The 15,367-nt window shown below is 37.6% G+C and carries 14 protein-coding genes; 5 read left to right on the forward strand and 9 right to left on the reverse strand.

Annotated features, from left to right (window positions below):
- Positions 1–102: 102 nt before the first annotated feature.
- The gene (locus ACLI50_RS22035; RefSeq protein WP_411414645.1) at positions 103–1,425 is read left to right on the forward strand and encodes a sensor histidine kinase; all 1,323 of its coding nucleotides are present in this window, start codon (positions 103–105) and stop codon (positions 1,423–1,425) included.
- On the forward strand, positions 1,415–2,101 hold the full coding sequence (locus tag ACLI50_RS22040; protein ID WP_202840453.1) for a response regulator transcription factor: 687 nt from the start codon (positions 1,415–1,417) through the stop codon (positions 2,099–2,101). Before ACLI50_RS22035 ends, ACLI50_RS22040 begins: the two co-directional genes overlap by 11 nt.
- Before the next feature lie 3 nt (positions 2,102–2,104).
- On the opposite strand, the gene ACLI50_RS22045 is transcribed toward ACLI50_RS22040, so the two are convergent.
- The 9 genes from ACLI50_RS22045 to ACLI50_RS22085 all read right to left on the reverse strand — a co-directional run bounded on the left by ACLI50_RS22045 (position 2,105) and on the right by ACLI50_RS22085 (position 10,710).
- The gene (locus ACLI50_RS22045) at positions 2,105–2,932 is read right to left on the reverse strand and encodes an endonuclease/exonuclease/phosphatase family protein (protein ID WP_202840451.1); all 828 of its coding nucleotides are present in this window, start codon (positions 2,930–2,932) and stop codon (positions 2,105–2,107) included.
- Between the two features lie 66 nt (positions 2,933–2,998).
- On the reverse strand, positions 2,999–3,202 hold the full coding sequence (locus ACLI50_RS22050; RefSeq protein ID WP_202840449.1) for a hypothetical protein: 204 nt from the start codon (positions 3,200–3,202) through the stop codon (positions 2,999–3,001).
- Positions 3,199–4,461 (reverse strand): S8 family peptidase, encoded by a 1,263-nt coding sequence (locus ACLI50_RS22055; protein WP_202840448.1) that lies wholly within the window; start codon positions 4,459–4,461, stop codon positions 3,199–3,201. Before ACLI50_RS22055 ends, ACLI50_RS22050 begins: the two co-directional genes overlap by 4 nt.
- A gap of 11 nt (positions 4,462–4,472) precedes the next feature.
- Entirely contained in the window at positions 4,473–5,051 is a 579-nt protein-coding gene (locus ACLI50_RS22060; RefSeq protein WP_202840447.1) for a hypothetical protein, read from the reverse strand.
- Positions 5,051–5,746, reverse strand: coding sequence for a hypothetical protein (locus tag ACLI50_RS22065; RefSeq protein WP_202840446.1), 696 nt, complete (start codon positions 5,744–5,746; stop codon positions 5,051–5,053). Before ACLI50_RS22065 ends, ACLI50_RS22060 begins: the two co-directional genes overlap by 1 nt.
- Positions 5,747–5,761: 15 nt before the next feature.
- Positions 5,762–6,649, reverse strand: coding sequence for a DUF2589 domain-containing protein (locus ACLI50_RS22070; protein ID WP_411414646.1), 888 nt, complete (start codon positions 6,647–6,649; stop codon positions 5,762–5,764).
- Positions 6,650–7,013: 364 nt separating this feature from the next.
- A complete protein-coding gene (locus ACLI50_RS22075; protein ID WP_411414647.1) occupies positions 7,014–8,954 on the reverse strand; it encodes a M1 family metallopeptidase in 1,941 nt (646 codons plus the stop codon).
- An 84-nt stretch (positions 8,955–9,038) separates the two neighbouring features.
- Positions 9,039–9,920, reverse strand: a complete 882-nt coding sequence (locus tag ACLI50_RS22080; RefSeq protein WP_343641114.1) for an SDR family oxidoreductase — start codon at positions 9,918–9,920, stop codon at positions 9,039–9,041.
- A 379-nt stretch (positions 9,921–10,299) separates the two neighbouring features.
- The gene (locus tag ACLI50_RS22085; RefSeq protein ID WP_202840441.1) at positions 10,300–10,710 is read right to left on the reverse strand and encodes a DUF1573 domain-containing protein; all 411 of its coding nucleotides are present in this window, start codon (positions 10,708–10,710) and stop codon (positions 10,300–10,302) included.
- A 158-nt stretch (positions 10,711–10,868) separates the two neighbouring features.
- Here ACLI50_RS22085 and ACLI50_RS22090 point away from each other — a divergent pair, with 158 nt between their 5' ends.
- From ACLI50_RS22090 to ACLI50_RS22100, 3 genes are all read left to right on the forward strand, one after another.
- A complete protein-coding gene (locus ACLI50_RS22090) occupies positions 10,869–12,122 on the forward strand; it encodes a sensor histidine kinase (protein WP_202840440.1) in 1,254 nt (417 codons plus the stop codon).
- 12 nt (positions 12,123–12,134) lie between these two features.
- A complete protein-coding gene (locus ACLI50_RS22095) occupies positions 12,135–12,818 on the forward strand; it encodes a response regulator transcription factor (RefSeq protein WP_343641109.1) in 684 nt (227 codons plus the stop codon).
- Between the two features lie 77 nt (positions 12,819–12,895).
- Entirely contained in the window at positions 12,896–15,193 is a 2,298-nt protein-coding gene (locus ACLI50_RS22100) for a GH92 family glycosyl hydrolase (RefSeq protein ID WP_411414648.1), read from the forward strand.
- Positions 15,194–15,367 lie beyond the last annotated feature (174 nt).

Consider the following 15,367-nt stretch of genomic DNA (forward strand, 5'->3'; position numbering starts at 1 on the left):
AAGAAATGAAACTGTTTTTGAAGATTCAAAACTATGGTTAACGGAAGGTTAATAATAAAATAATCATTCCCGGAACATGGCTAAAGTTTTATCTTTGTTTTAATGATAGCCAAAAGTAAAATTCTGATTTCGGTTTTTGCCGCTCTGTTCCTGCTTTTACTGGGAATTCAGGTTTATTTTATGTATAAAACCTATCAGGTAAAAGAGAGAGACATCTACAGATCCGTGAATGACGGGCTTACCAATTACACAGACGATCTTGAAGATATACAGGAAGTAAAAGAAAGGAATGATGACTCTCTTCAGGAAATCATCATACAGTATCATAATAAGGAGATCAGCAAAAAAGATTTTCTCCGCTATTTCATAGAAAACAGGAAATCTGCCAGAGAAAGACTGATTCATTATATTGACAGCCGTTATCAGAAAGACGGTTACGAAATTTCGGCCAGAATAAGATATCTTTCTATTGTACATCTTCCGGACAGTTCAAAAGTAATTACCGAACCTATTGTTATTTTTGAGACAAAAGACAAGATCAAAAAGCCGCGTATTGCGAGTATCGGAAGCTGGGAAACCTCCAGTACCAAAAGAAATGATTCGGATAAGGGGCATATTGAAAAAAAGAATACTTTTCTTGTTAAAACCCAGACCGATTTTGAGATCAGAAATATAAAAAGTATTGTTTTCAAGGAGCTTACTTTATTGATTATATGCTGTATTATTCTTCTTTCGGGAGTTCTTCTGCTTTATATTTTCACGATCAGAAATCTTATTCAGCAGCAGAAGCAGGTGGAAGTTCTCCACAGCATTGTGGATAACATTTCGCATGAATTTAAAACGCCTATTGCCACTTTAAAAATAGCTTCCAAAGCATTAAAAAAGGAATGGAATCCTGATACGCTGCCTCTTATAGACAGACAGATTTCCCGGCTCGAAAGTCTTATGCTTCAACTTCATAAGGATGAAATTCCGGATGAAATGACTGCTATACAACCTGAGGACTGGAACTTTTTTATCCAGGATCTTTCCGTTACTTACCCAAATTGTGATTTTAACCTCGAAAATACCGTTTCACAAAAATTTCCTTTTGATAAAAACCTGATGGAAACAGTCATTAAAAACCTTTGTGAAAACAGTGTGAAATATGGAGCATCGGCTATTACAATACATATCCGCGACAATTCTCAACAATTGGAAATTGAAGTTGCTGACAACGGTCAGGGCATGGAGGCTAAAGAACTGAATAGTATTTTTGAAAAATTCTACAGAATACAGAATAACAATATTCACAATAGCAAAGGACTGGGACTGGGACTTTATTTCGTGAAAAAAATTATTACCAGTTATGGTGGTAAAACAGAGGTTTCCAGCCAGCTTCATACAGGCAGTACTTTTAAAATATCAATTCCTTATGAAAACTAAAATCCTTCTGGCAGAAGATGATCCGGATTTCGGAATGATTCTTAAACAATATCTTGAACTGGAAGATTTTGAAGTCAGCTGGTTTCAGAATCCGGAAGATATCGTACCATTGTTTCAGGCTGATTTTCCCTTTCAGATAGGAATTCTGGATGTGATGATGCCCAATATTGATGGCTTTTCTCTGGCGAAAATGATCATTAAGGAAAGAAGTAATTTCCCTTTATTATTTTTAACGGCTAAAAATCAAAAAATAGACCGATTGACCGGATTGAAAATAGGTGCCGACGATTATATTTCCAAGCCTTGCGACCCTGAAGAACTTGTTTTACGAATTAAAAATATTCTGAAAAGAACACTTCCCGCCGTTACGGAAAGCCAAATAAAAATAGGAGAGTTTTCACTGGATACTACCAAACTTCTGTTGTCACATCCTGACGGGAATACCCGATTGACCATACGGGAACAGGAATTACTGCTGTACCTTCTGAAACACAACCGGACGATCATCACCAGAGATAATATTCTTGATAATCTCTGGGAAACCAATGATTATTTTACCGGAAGAAGTCTTGATGTGTTTATCAGCAGGCTTCGTAAATATTTCATCCATGATCCCCAAATAAAAATCCAATCCCTGAGAGGAATTGGATTTGAAATTGATTTTCCAACCAATTGATTTTTATAGGGAAAGATTCACGATCACCGGAAAATGGTCTGACGGATACAAAAGATTTTCTCTTCTGTCATTGATATGTCTGTGAGATCTGATCTTAAAGCCTTGTGTAAAAATATAATCGATTCGGTCTTTCGGGACTGTATTGACATCAAAAGCGGTGAAAGTTCCTACAGGGCCGTAATGCTTCGTCTCTGAATGATAGAAAGTATCTTTCATATTCTGGGAAAGAATTTTAATCGGTTCTGAATCATCTGTCAGGTTAAAATCTCCGCTCAGCGTTACCGGAAGGTTTTTTGGATTCAGTTCTTTGATTTTTTTCAGAATCAGTTCCGAAGATTTTACTCTTGCCACATTTCCTACATGATCAAAATGAAGATTCATTGCCAGGAATTTTTTCTTCGATTTTTTATCTTTAAATATGGCGTAAGTACAGATCCTGTTCAGTGCCGCATCCCAGCCTTTTGACGGTTTTTCCGGAGTTTCAGATAACCAGAATGTTCCTGATTTTACTGCTTCAAGTCTGTTTGTGTCATAAAAGATGGCAGAAAACTCTCCTTTCTCTTTGCCGTCATCTCTTCCTACTCCTATATAATCATAGTTTTTTAATCCTGATTTAATATCTTTCATCTGTTCCGGAAGCGCTTCCTGTACCCCGAAATAATCAGGATGATAATACGTCAGTAAATCGGCAACATCCTGCTTTCTTTTTGGCCAGGCATTGTCTTTATCTGACTCTACATTCAGTCTGATATTAAAACTCATTACGGTAAGGTCCTGTGAAAATCCCAATGCAAAAAACATCAGAAACACCATTGAAAATCTGAAATTCATATGTTATTTTATCATTAAGAGACAAAAATAAAACTTCTCTGCGACAGAAAAGCTTTATTGATGTGATTATATTGTTAAATTATCTTTTTCTTCTTCTACAGATATAAAATATTCCTGAAATTCGGACTCCAAAACCGGCAGCTGACTTTCAAGTTTTACAATTCCCAAGGTTTTATAGTGAGAGGCCAGTTTTATGCCTTTACTTTTGAGAAGAGCTTCAAGCCTTTTAAAATTTATATCTTTCTTTAAAACTGCGAGATAAGTGATCATAGGTATACCTGTATTAAACCATTTCCAATATCTCTGTATTTTATCCCTTCAACAGGTCTTGCTTTGTTTTCAATCAGTTCCCAGATCTCTTTTGCCGATTTATCGGGAAACTGTTCCATATACAACGCTGCAAGCCCTGAAACATGCGGTGCGGCCATACTGGTACCACTCATTGTATAGTACAGGTTATTTTTGTTCTTCGCATTTTTAGGATAGGAACTGATAATATCTACTCCGGGAGCACAGACATTGATGTTTCCGCCTGTAGATGGATTAAGACCTGCGTTTGAAAATCTGGCGATCTTCATTTGTCCGTCAATAGCTCCAACAGCCATGATCGATTTTGAATTGGCCGGCATTGAAACAGGTTGTGGAATCTGTGGTCTGTTGCTATCATTTCCTGCTGCTGCGATAATAAGGCAGTTATTTTCCAGTGCTCTTTCTCCAATGGTTTCAAAAAGAACAGACGGCTGATCATCAAACTTCACAGGAGAAGCTAGTGAAAGAGACAATATTCTGAATTTCTTCGAAATGGCCCAGTCTATCGCATCAATGACACTGCTGGTAGTTCCTCTTCCATTATCTGCGAGTACTTTTGCTATTTTCAGGTTGCAATCCTTAGCTATTCCGTAACGTCTTCCGTTATCACTTCTTGTATTTCCTGCAGCCACTCCTGCACAGTGGGTACCATGTCCGTTTGGATCTCTGTTCCAGTCCTCACCATCTATGAAAGATTTCCCTTCAATCACTTCGGCGGAAAAATCCGGATGGGAAATTTCAAGTCCGGTATCAAGAATGCATACATCAATACCTTTTCCTGTATAGCTGGCATTTTCCAGTCCGATCGCTTTTAATCCCCATTCCATTTCAATGAATGATTTTTGAGGTAAAGGTTTGCTGGTAATATATTTTTCAAGTTCTGAGATTTTTTCTGCAAGCCCGGCCGACTGCTTTTTAAGCTCATTAATCAATTGCAATTCATCTGCAGGAAAAAATTCCCTTTCTTTTTCGTAGTATACAATAGAATTGGATTCATCTTTCACAGCACTTTTCAATTGGTCTTCATCCATATTTTCCACCACCAGAACACCAAGATTTTTGTAAAGTACACCATTGTCCTGATCAATGATTTCATAGGAACGATTTTCTTTCGATAGAAATTCTGAAGAGGTGATACTCACTTCCAGCTCTTTCTCAATTTTTTTGAGTGCATTTTTCTGCTGGTTCTGCAGCAGAACAATATATCTTCCGGTTTCCATAATGATCTTTTTTAAATTAACTTCAGAAATATCTTTTCGAGAATAAGAAAAATATCCTCTGGAATAATGGTCAGTCTGAGCTTTTTATTAATTCCTGATATCGCTGTATTCTGTTCAGCCAGTGAAGTCCAGAAACGTTCAATTTTAGGCACGGAATTCATGTCCTTCAGCTTTTCATCATCCAGAATACCATTTTGATATAATGAGACAATGATTCCTGAAATAAGTTCTTCCGCCTCATCAAGTTTTTTATTTTCCCTGGCATATATTTCCATCAGAATATCATAAATACTTTCCATTCCGTTAAATGAGAATCCTGCAAGCATTTCTCTTCTTCCCGTCATTATTTTTTCCATTTTAATAGGATTAAAGCCTCTTTTAACGGTAGAAATCATATTCATTACCTTCAGCACTTCAGATTCATGACTGGTGTTTCCTTTGGTACGGAAATACTCCAGAACCTCGTTGAGAAACGCATCGAACCGGGCATCAAAGTCAAATGATTTTGACAGGTATAAAGCCTGAACTTCATTGAACTGTTCCAGCAGTTCTTTGATTTTCTGTACCGTAAAGTGAATAAGTTCCTGCATTACTCAAAAGTTATCTGTTCTATTTCGTTGCCGTCTTTATCTTTGTAAGACACAATTCTGATTCCTTCCTCCTCCATTTCCACATGCAGGTTGATGAATAATTTGTCTTTATCTTCTGCCGCACTTGTATTGGGATCTATGTAAATGCTGTTCAGCTTTGCATTCACCAGCGTATATTTATTCAGCAGAACTTTTGAAAAAATTTCTTTCAGTTCATCGGTTTCTTCTTCTGTTCCTTCCTGCGGTCTGAAGATCCCTGAATTTAAAAGCTGCATTTTATTTCTGAGATCCAGCTTGAGCACTTCATTGGCAGGAAGTTTCCCGAATTTCTGATCATTCTTTTCCAGCTTGCTGAACAGGGTTCTGAATTCTTCAGTCTGAAGCTGTCTTTTGCTGATTTCGGGAATATTAAATTTCTTCTCCCTATTCACCAGACGGATTCTTTCATTTATTTCTGTCACAAACTGATCTTCATTCAGTTTAAAATTATATTTGGGATCTGAATCGATATCCGTAATTTTAATCGGAATGTCCATCTTTACACTAGGCAGAGCATAGCGCGGAACCTTGAAATACTTAAGATATTCATGGCGGGCATATTCTTTGGCAATAAGAACCGCATTCTCATCTGCTTTTTTACGAGCCTGAATTATCTCGTTGTTGAGATAATCCAGGTAATCTGATAGTTTTATCATCTTTCGTAAAATCTTTTATTGTGAAAGAAGTCCAAGCACTTTTTCAAGCCCTGCAGGCATTTCGTCATTGGTTGCACGCACTTTTACCCCAAGAGAATATTCTTTTTCCACTTTAATTCCTGTACTGGAAGTTCTCTTATAGGAGACATCCACTTTGAATTTCACAGGTCCCCATCCACCGGACACTCCGGCATTGATCCCGAACTCATCACTTACGTCTTTTGTGTATGTAGAATTAAGTTTCACATTAAAGTCTACTTCACAGGTCTCAATTCTGAAGCTCGGAACATTCAGCAAAGCAATAAAAGGCACTGAAATTTCCACGTCGTTCGGAATCATTTTAGGGTTGGTGGCACTTACCGGCTCATCTTCTTTAAAATCCGGGTTCGGAATATTTTTTTTGTATTTGAATTCTGCCATTCTCAGTTTTTTAGGACTGGCAGCATTGGCCGGATCTGTAAGTTCGAACCCGACTTCGTTGATGAAATTAACGGTGGCAATTGAGGCATTGGACTGTGCTTTTACACAAGCATCCAAAGGTCCGCCAATAATCGTTGCAAAGTCGATGCTTCCCAATTCTGCTGCAAAATCTGCATTGGCAGCATCTGAAGTTCTGAAGATCTCTTCATCGGCAGCCATTCTACCGGCAATCAGTTTCATGATCTCAGAAGAGGCACCGGAAAAAGATTTTTCCCACTTTTCATCATAATTCTTTTTGAACTCGTCTACAATGGCTAACAATTCCTTATTCGTCAATGAACTCAGTTCTGAAGTTTCAATTCCTGACACTTTTTCATAGACTGCCGGAGTCAATATTTTTTCTACTCCCGATAAAAGGTCGATTAACTCATTTTTTGTTTTTTTGGCGTGGCTTGCTTCAAGCACCGATTTTAATGTTTCCATGTTTTTTGTTTTTGATTAATATTGTGGGACAAAATTAGATCACCGGCCTTCAAAACATTTCAGGAGAACCCCTCTACTTGTTCAGGAAAAACACCCTAAAAAATAAAAAGCCTGAACTTACGGTGGTAAGCTCAGGCTTTTGTAATATATAGCAAATATTTATTTTATAGACGCAAAGATCATATTAACTATTATTATTTTTAAGTAAGCTGAGAAAGCAACAAGTTGCTGATGAAGCTGCATGGATATGCTTACGCTTAGACAGTGAAATGAAGAATCCAGGTTTTATGTGAGATTCTTCCTTCGTCAGAATGACAATGGCGTAAAATTGTATATAGTCGCCAATTAAATAAATTCACCTTTTCTATGCCGGCTTTTTGCTGTTATTTTCCAGATTGACATCCGGAACAACAGAATTCGGATCCAGTTTCACCTCATCAATTTCCTTGCTGGATTCTACCTTGAATGTCCATTCAGTATTTCTTTTCCAAACTTCAACAGGAATTTTTACCATCTGTGTTGTTCCGTCTTTGAATCTGATTTGTACAGTTGTTGGCATTGGCAGCTGGCCAATATTTTCAACCGTAATCTGAACGCCGTTTTTAAAGTCTCCGTTGACATATTGTACGTTTTTAACAGCCTGATCAATTTTCCATTTATTAAAGAACCATCCTCTCCAGAACCAGTTCAGTTCTTCTCCGGAAACATTTTCCATTGTGTGGAAGAAATCCCATGGTGTCGGATGTTTGAATGCCCAGCGATCTATATAGGTTCTGAATGCTTTGTCAAACTTTTCAGGTCCGAGAATTGCTTCTCTTAAAACATCTAATCCTGTTCCCGGTTTATAGTAAGCCAACGCTCCGATACTTCTTTCTTTCATATTATCAGGACCTACCATTACAGGCTCCAGACTGTCAGTCAGCAAATACATTCCTGATCTTGCCAGATTCGGTTTACGGTAATATTCTCCTTTATTAAAAGCTTCGGTGGAAAGTCCGTTGATAAAAGTATTAAATCCTTCATCCATCCATGCAAATAATCTTTCATTAGATCCTACGATCATAGGGAACCAGTTGTGTCCGAACTCGTGGTCGGTAACGCCCCAAAGATCTTCCCCTTTGGAATCCATATGACAGAAAACAATTCCCGGATATTCCATTCCACCTTCGTTTCCTGCTACATTGGTGGCAGCCGGATAGGTGTATTCATACCATTTTTTTGAATAATGTTCTATGGCCGCTTTCGTATATTCTGTAGATCTTCCCCATGCTTTTTCACCAGCACTTTCTACTGGATAAGCAGAAATAGCTAAAGATTTCTTTCCACTGGGTAAATTGATTTTTGCTGCATCTAAAATAAATCCTGCAGATGATGCCCATGCAAAATCTCTTGTCTGATTAATTTTAAATTTCCAGGTCTTTGTTCCTGAAGTTTTATTTTTACCGATTTCAGACTCAGGGCGGATCATTACCGTTTTATCACTGTTTCTTGCCTCATCCCATCTGTTGATTTCTTCTTTGCTGTACACTTCTTTCTCATTCAGAAGTTCTCCGGATGCTACGACATAATGACTGGCAGGAACAGTAATATTGGCTGTAATATTTCCATATTCTAAATAAAACTCTGAAGCTCCAAGGTAAGGAAGCGTATTCCATCCCATCACATCATCATACACGCACATTCTCGGATACCACTGTGCGATGGTAAATATCTTACCGTTTTTAGTATCCTGAACTCCCATTCTATCTGAACCATACTCAGGAGAAATAAAAGAATATTCTATTTCTATCTTTGCCACACCTCCATTGGCTTTCAGCTCTTTGGGAAGATCAATCTGCATTCTTGTATCGGTAACGGTGTATTTTACATCTTTCTTACCATCCAGTTTGACTGATTTAATGGTATATCCACCGTTAAATTCTTCACCATGAGCTCCGTTTCTGCTCCCGGAGAGCGGAACTACTCCATTTCCTCTGGAATCTTTTGCAAACAGATTCTGATCCAGCTGCAGCCAGAGAAAACCTAATTTGTCAGGACTGTTGTTGGTATAGGTAATCTGGGCTGTACCGGTAATTTCTTTTTTATCTTCATTCAGGCTGACGTTCAAATGATAATCTGCTGAATTCTGCCAGTAAGCATGTCCCGGCTGTCCGCTTGCAGAACGGGTAGCTGTGCCTGTCTGCGGATAAAAGAACGGCTTAAATGCTTCTACATAATCGTATTTCGGAGTTTGCTGTGCATATGCAGATCCTGAAAAGAGGACAACTGCAAGCGTCGAAACAAGGGTTGGAAGTTTAAAATTCATTTGAAAAAGTATTATTTAGTGTATAGGTAAAAAAAACTCCCGGATTTGTTACACATCCGGGAGTTTTTTTAATATAAGTTTAATTTAATTCGATTTTTTGGCTTTAATCATTGCTTCCAAAGCATCCCACATTTCTTTAGGAATTGCTTCAAGCATATTGAATTCTCCGGCTCCCTGAAGCCATTCTCCACCATCAATAGTTACCACTTCCCCATTCATATACGCTGAATAATCGGAAACCAGATAAGCCGCAAGGTTGGCAAGCTCCTGATGTTCTCCCACTCTTCTCAACGGAACTTTTTTCTTCATATCAAATTTCTCCTGCAGATCCCCGGGAAGAAGTCTGTCCCAAGCTCCTTTCGTAGGGAAAGGTCCTGGTGCAATAGCATTGAAACGGATTCCGTATTTTGCCCATTCAACCGCTAATGATCTGGTCATCGCCAGCACTCCTGCTTTTGCACAGGCAGACGGTACAACATAGGCTGAACCTGTCCATGCGTAAGTGGTTACGATATTCAGTACTGTTCCGGGAGTTTTAGAATCTATCCAGTGTTTTCCTACGGAAAGGGTACAGTTTTTCGTTCCTTTTAAAACAATATCGAGAATGGAGTCAAAAGCAGAGTGAGTCAGTTTTTCTGTGGGAGAAATGAAGTTTCCGGCTGCATTATTCAACAAAATATCAATCTTTCCGAATTCTTTCAGAGTTGCTTCTTTCATGGCTTCCACCTCATCCCAGTTTCTTACATCACAAGCTACACAAAGCACCTTGCCTCCTGTTTCCTCTTCCAGATCCTTAGCTGTTCCCTGTAATTTTTCCAGGTTTCTGGAAGTGATCACTACTTTGGCGCCCAGTTCAAGAAAGTATTTAGTCATCGCTTTTCCAAGACCGCTCCCGCCTCCTGTAACAATCGCTACTTTATCTTTTAGTGCACCTTCGCGCAGCATAGGTTGTGTATATAGACTCATAAAATATTTTTTCTTAAAAATAATAAATATTGAAATGCAATCCTGTAAAATAGGTTGATAAATAATGCTACAAATAATTATTCTTCACATAGAAGCTCTCTCAACTTTTACATTCATGATTTTTAACCCCAAAAGACATAAAAGTTTTAAATCCTTAAGTTTTTAGAGCCAAGCTCTATGTAAATAAGTACATCAAAGATTTTCATCTTATTTGAACTTTTCTCCGGCATTATTTTAAACTTACTTAAGCGGACAAAATGAAAGCTTTTGTGCCTTTTGCGGTTTCATAAAGATTAGGCGCCTTTATAAATAAACTATTCAAAAAAGAAAATAGCCTGATAACAATTACCAGGCTATTTCTATTTGTTAAAACGATATATTAAGAAGCTACCACTCCTTTGAAAGAAAGTGTTTTAGGAGTTTTGCTGTCGCTGGTAGTAACATTTACTGTCTTCATAAATGGCCCTACTGTTGCTGCGTTATAGCTGGCTTCCACAAATCCTTTTTTTCCTGGCTGGATAGGAGTTTTTGTGTAATCAGCAGTTGTACATCCGCATGAAGGAGCTACATTCTGAATAATGATTGGTTTTGAACTTGTGTTTGTAAATTCAAATCTGATCAATTTTGGTTTACCCTGAGGAATATTTCCTACATCGATAGATTCTGATTTCCATTTAATAGCATCAGCAACCATTTTTACGATAGATGGAGCATCTGTTGTCAATACATTCGCATAAAACGGAGAGAACGCCAACACGGCTAAAAGAGCTGTAATTTTTAATTTTTTCATGAGTATATATTTTAATATTTGAAACTGACTATGTTCTTCTATATGACAAATGTAAAGCAGACAATGATTATGGCTTGTTAACCGCTGTCTAACATTTGTTAATGAGTTGTTAATAGTAAAAGATAAATAGATATTTTTGGATAATATTGTTTCAGGAAATGAAAATAAAAAGACTCAATATTATTATCACGCTGGGATTCGTCGCTATTATCGGAATTTTAATAGCACAATTGATGTGGACGATACAGGCTTATAATCTTGAAGATAAAAAGTTTAACCAAAAGGTCAATATTGCCTTAATGGAAGTCGCAGAAAAACTCTCAGGAGGAAAGACATCCTACACCGAAAATCCTGTACAGAATATTGCCAATGACTATTATGTGGTTAATATCAACAATGAATTTCACCCTGTTGTGCTTGAATATTATCTGAAGACAGAATTTACCCGCTTTCAGATCAATACAGATTACGTGTATGCATTATACAATTGCCACAGCGATAAAATGGTATATGGAAAGTATATGACGACCCATCAGGAAAGCCCAGGCAATAAGATCATTAATTTTCCGAAGCATAAAAATCTGATCTACTATTTTTCCATACGATTTCCTGATAAAACCACTTACCTGATCAGTTCATTAAGATTCTGGTATCTCCTTACATTTGCCCTTATCATCATCCTTTTGGTGTATGTATATTCTATTTATACGATCATTCAGCAGAAGAAGTTCTCGGAGCTGCAGCGTGATTTTATCAATAATATGACTCATGAGTTTAAAACACCTTTATCCTCCATCCTGTTAGCATCAGAAGCGCTTAATAAACAGGAACTGGTACAGGATAATTCCAAACTGCAGACCTATACATCCATTATCATCAATCAAAGCCACAAGCTCAATAGCCACATTGAGAAAATATTGAATATTGCGAAGAACGATGCAGCCGGACTATCATTAAAACCTCAAAAAATCCTGTTACAACCTTTTATTCAAGAGATTGCAGATAATATACAGCACAAAAATAAAGATCTCAGCATCGAAATCGATATTGAAAACAGTACTTCGGTAATGGCAGATGAATTTCACTTTACGAATATCATTTACAACCTGCTGGATAATTCCATCAAGTATTGTGAAACAAAGCCTGTGATTAAAATTTCAGCTTATAAAGATTCAAAAGGCTTATATTTAAAGTTTAAAGACAACGGAATGGGAATTCCTGCTAAAAATATTCCTCATATTTTTGAAAAGTTTTATCGGGTACATACCAAAAGAAGTGAAGAAGTAAATGGTTTCGGACTGGGATTATTTTATGTAAAAAAAGTAGTTCAGCAGCATCATTGGAAAATTTCTGTAGAGAATAATGAAGACAAAGGAATTACTACAACGCTCTTCTTTCCGTTTTCAAATTAATCATGTGTAAGTATGGAGAAATCTAAAATTTTATATGCCGAAGATGATAAAACAATAGCTTTTCTGGTGGAAGACAGTCTGGAAAGTTATTATGATATCAGCTGTTATTCTGATGGAGAATCTGCGTTGGAAGCATTTAACAGCCAGGATTTTGATATCTGCCTTCTGGATATTATGATGCCTGGCATGAACGGATTTGAGGTGGCACAGCGAATCCGCAGTAAAAATGCTGAGGTTCCGATTATTTTTATCTCTGCAAAAGCTTTAAAAGAAGATAGAATTAAAGGGCTTAAAATTGGAGCTGATGATTATCTGGTAAAACCGTTCAGTATTGAAGAACTGATGTTGAAAATTGAAGTTTTTCTGAAACGCACTAAGAAATCGGATACTTCCCCTCTACAATATAAAGTGGGCAAATATGATTTTGATCCAAAAAATTACACCCTGAAAGGTGCGGAAAACAATATTACCCTTACCCAAAGAGAATCTGATCTTCTTTTATATTTTATCCGCCATAAAAATCTGGTGGTTAAAAGGCAGGAAATTCTAAAGGCCATCTGGGGTGATGATGATTATTTTATGGGACGAAGCCTCGATGTTTTTATTTCCCGGCTGAGGAAGGTACTGGCTGCAGAACAGAACATTTTAATAGAAAACCTTCATGGAATAGGTTTCCGTTTTTCTGAAAAAGAATAAATAGCCCTTAACTACTTTAAAAACACAACAGAAAATGATGATTTTAATTAATTTTAAACTTTGAAAAATTGTCATTAATGAAAAATCGCAAGTCTATTGTTTTTCTTTCTCTAGCATTTTTAAGTGCAAACTTTCATGCCCAAAAATTTGAAAAATTAATACAATATGTCAATCCTCTGATCGGAACTGAAAAGATGGGACATACTTATCCGGGAGCCACCGTTCCTTTTGGTGCCGTACAGCTAAGCCCTGAAACAGACACCATTTCCTATGAACTCAATGGAAAATATAATGGTGAGGTTTACAAATACTGCGCCGGCTACCGTTATGAAGATAAAACCATAGTGGGATTCAGCTCTACCCATTTCAGCGGTACAGGACATTCTGATCTGGGAGATTTTCTGGTAATGCCTACTGTTGGAAAACTTCAGTTGAATCCCGGAACAGCAGCTAATCCTGAAAACGGCTACAGAAGCAGATTTTCACACCAGAACGAAACTGCAGAAGCCGGATATTATAAAGTAAAACTGGATGACCACAATATTCTGGCAGAGCTGACAGCAACTCCCAGAGTCGGAATTCACCGTTATACTTTCCCAAAATCTGACCAGGCTCACATTATTCTGGATCTGATGGCCGGCATTTACAATTATGATGGGAAAAATGTATGGACATACGTTCGTGTAGAAAACGGAAATACCATCACAGGTTATCGGCAGACCAATGGCTGGGCAAGAACCAGAACGGTTTATTTCGCCATGAAGTTTTCAAAACCTTTTAAATCTTACGGTCAGCAAAACTATGACGAAAAGCAGGTTTACAAAGGATTCTGGAGAAAATTCGACCAAAATAAAAACTTCCCGGAGATGGCAGGAAAGAACCTGAAAATGTATTTTGATTTTGATACCAATGAAAATGAAGCGATTGAAGTAAAATTGGCCATTTCTCCGGTAAGCCAGACCAATGCTCTGGAAAACCTGGAAAAAGAAGCAGGAAGTATAACCTTCGATCAGGCTAAAATACAAGCCCAGGACAACTGGAATAAGGAATTAAATAAAATTGTCATTAGAGGTTCTGATACAGAAAAGATCAATTTCTATACAGCAATGTACCACACCTTTATCAATCCCACCACTTATATGGACGTCAATGGAGAATATAAAGGGTTGGATCAAAATGTTCACAAAGCGGATGGTTTTACCAATTACACAACCTTCTCTTTGTGGGATACTTACCGTACACTCCATCCATTTTTTAATATCATCCAGCCTAAACGAAATGGTGACATGGTAAAATCCATGATGGCTCATTACAATCAGTTTTCTATGAAAATGCTGCCGATCTGGTCACATTACGCCAATGACAACTGGTGTATGAGCGGTTATCACAGTGTAAGTGTAGTGGCTGATGCTATTATTAAAGGAAATTATACGGGTGATCCTGAGGAAGCTTTGAAAGCATGTATAGAAACAGCAAATAAAAGAGATTACGAAGGCATAGGACAATATATTGACCTTGGATATATTCCGGCCGAGAAAAACGGAACTTCAGTTTCCAATACCTTGGAATATGCCTATGATGACTGGGCGATTGCTCAACTGGCAAAACATTTAAACAAAACAGAAATCTACAATCAGTTTATCAAACGTTCTGAGAACTGGAAAAATAACTTTGACAAAACCATCGGGTTTATGCGTCCGCGTCTGGCAGATGGAAGCTTTAAAAAGGATTTTGATGTATTAAGTACCCATGGGCAGGGCTTTATTGAAGGAAACTCATGGAACTACAGTTTCTTTGTCCCGCAAAATCCCGATGAACTGATCACGATGATGGGCGGAAAGAAAAAATTCGCATCCAAACTGGATGAGCTGTTCACCATGCATTTACCTGATGAATTCTTTGCAGACACTGAAGATATTACCCGTGAAGGAATTATTGGTGGATATGTTCACGGAAATGAACCTGCTCACCATGTTGCTTATTTCTACAACTGGGCCGGACAGCCATGGAAAGCACAGGCACAAATCCGTCGTATTCTGGAAATGCAGTATAAAGCAACACCGGACGGATTGGGCGGAAATGATGATGCCGGGCAAATGAGCGCATGGTATATTCTGAGTTCATTAGGTTTCTATCCTGTAGCTCCTGGATCAGAGAACTATTCTATCGGGAGCCCGGCGATTGATCACGCTGTACTGAATCTGGAAAACGGAAAAATTTTTGAAATTGAAGCGATCAACCAAAGCCCGGAAAATATGTATGTTCAGAAGGTTCTTTTGAATGGAAATGAAATTAAAAACTTTACATTAAAGCATTCTGAAATTATGAATGGAGGGAAGCTGACATTTTATATGGGAAATAAGGCGAAAAAGTAAAAAGGCGAATGACCTGGGATTTGAACATTCACAGTCTTTTAATTAAATAAGTTTTGGCTCCTATGTTTGCAAAAGAATAAATTTACATACAAAGCAAAAGGGGTGAGAGAACAGTTTTGGCTAAATAACTCAGGAAGTATATTGTGCTTTAGAAATGTCCTCACTTCTTTATTC

The organism is Chryseobacterium cupriresistens, assembly GCF_046614675.1.
Taxonomy (GTDB): domain Bacteria; phylum Bacteroidota; class Bacteroidia; order Flavobacteriales; family Weeksellaceae; genus Chryseobacterium; species Chryseobacterium cupriresistens.

Bases quoted from the DNA above. Each gene is read 5' to 3' on its own strand.
- ACLI50_RS22060 (WP_202840447.1), bottom strand. From the start codon at position 5,051: ATGCAGGAACTTATTCACTTTACGGTACAGAAAATCAAAGAACTGCTG.
- ACLI50_RS22090 (WP_202840440.1), top strand. From the start codon at position 10,869: ATGAAAATAAAAAGACTCAATATTATTATCACGCTGGGATTCGTCGCT.
- ACLI50_RS22075 (WP_411414647.1), bottom strand. From the start codon at position 8,954: ATGAATTTTAAACTTCCAACCCTTGTTTCGACGCTTGCAGTTGTCCTC.
- ACLI50_RS22080 (WP_343641114.1), bottom strand. From the start codon at position 9,920: ATGAGTCTATATACACAACCTATGCTGCGCGAAGGTGCACTAAAAGAT.
- ACLI50_RS22065 (WP_202840446.1), bottom strand. From the start codon at position 5,746: ATGATAAAACTATCAGATTACCTGGATTATCTCAACAACGAGATAATT.
- ACLI50_RS22095 (WP_343641109.1), top strand. From the start codon at position 12,135: ATGGAGAAATCTAAAATTTTATATGCCGAAGATGATAAAACAATAGCT.
- ACLI50_RS22085 (WP_202840441.1), bottom strand. From the start codon at position 10,710: ATGAAAAAATTAAAAATTACAGCTCTTTTAGCCGTGTTGGCGTTCTCT.
- ACLI50_RS22035 (WP_411414645.1), top strand. From the start codon at position 103: ATGATAGCCAAAAGTAAAATTCTGATTTCGGTTTTTGCCGCTCTGTTC.
- ACLI50_RS22055 (WP_202840448.1), bottom strand. From the start codon at position 4,461: ATGGAAACCGGAAGATATATTGTTCTGCTGCAGAACCAGCAGAAAAAT.
- ACLI50_RS22100 (WP_411414648.1), top strand. From the start codon at position 12,896: ATGAAAAATCGCAAGTCTATTGTTTTTCTTTCTCTAGCATTTTTAAGT.
- ACLI50_RS22040 (WP_202840453.1), top strand. From the start codon at position 1,415: ATGAAAACTAAAATCCTTCTGGCAGAAGATGATCCGGATTTCGGAATG.
- ACLI50_RS22070 (WP_411414646.1), bottom strand. From the start codon at position 6,649: ATGGAAACATTAAAATCGGTGCTTGAAGCAAGCCACGCCAAAAAAACA.
- ACLI50_RS22050 (WP_202840449.1), bottom strand. From the start codon at position 3,202: ATGATCACTTATCTCGCAGTTTTAAAGAAAGATATAAATTTTAAAAGG.
- ACLI50_RS22045 (WP_202840451.1), bottom strand. From the start codon at position 2,932: ATGAATTTCAGATTTTCAATGGTGTTTCTGATGTTTTTTGCATTGGGA.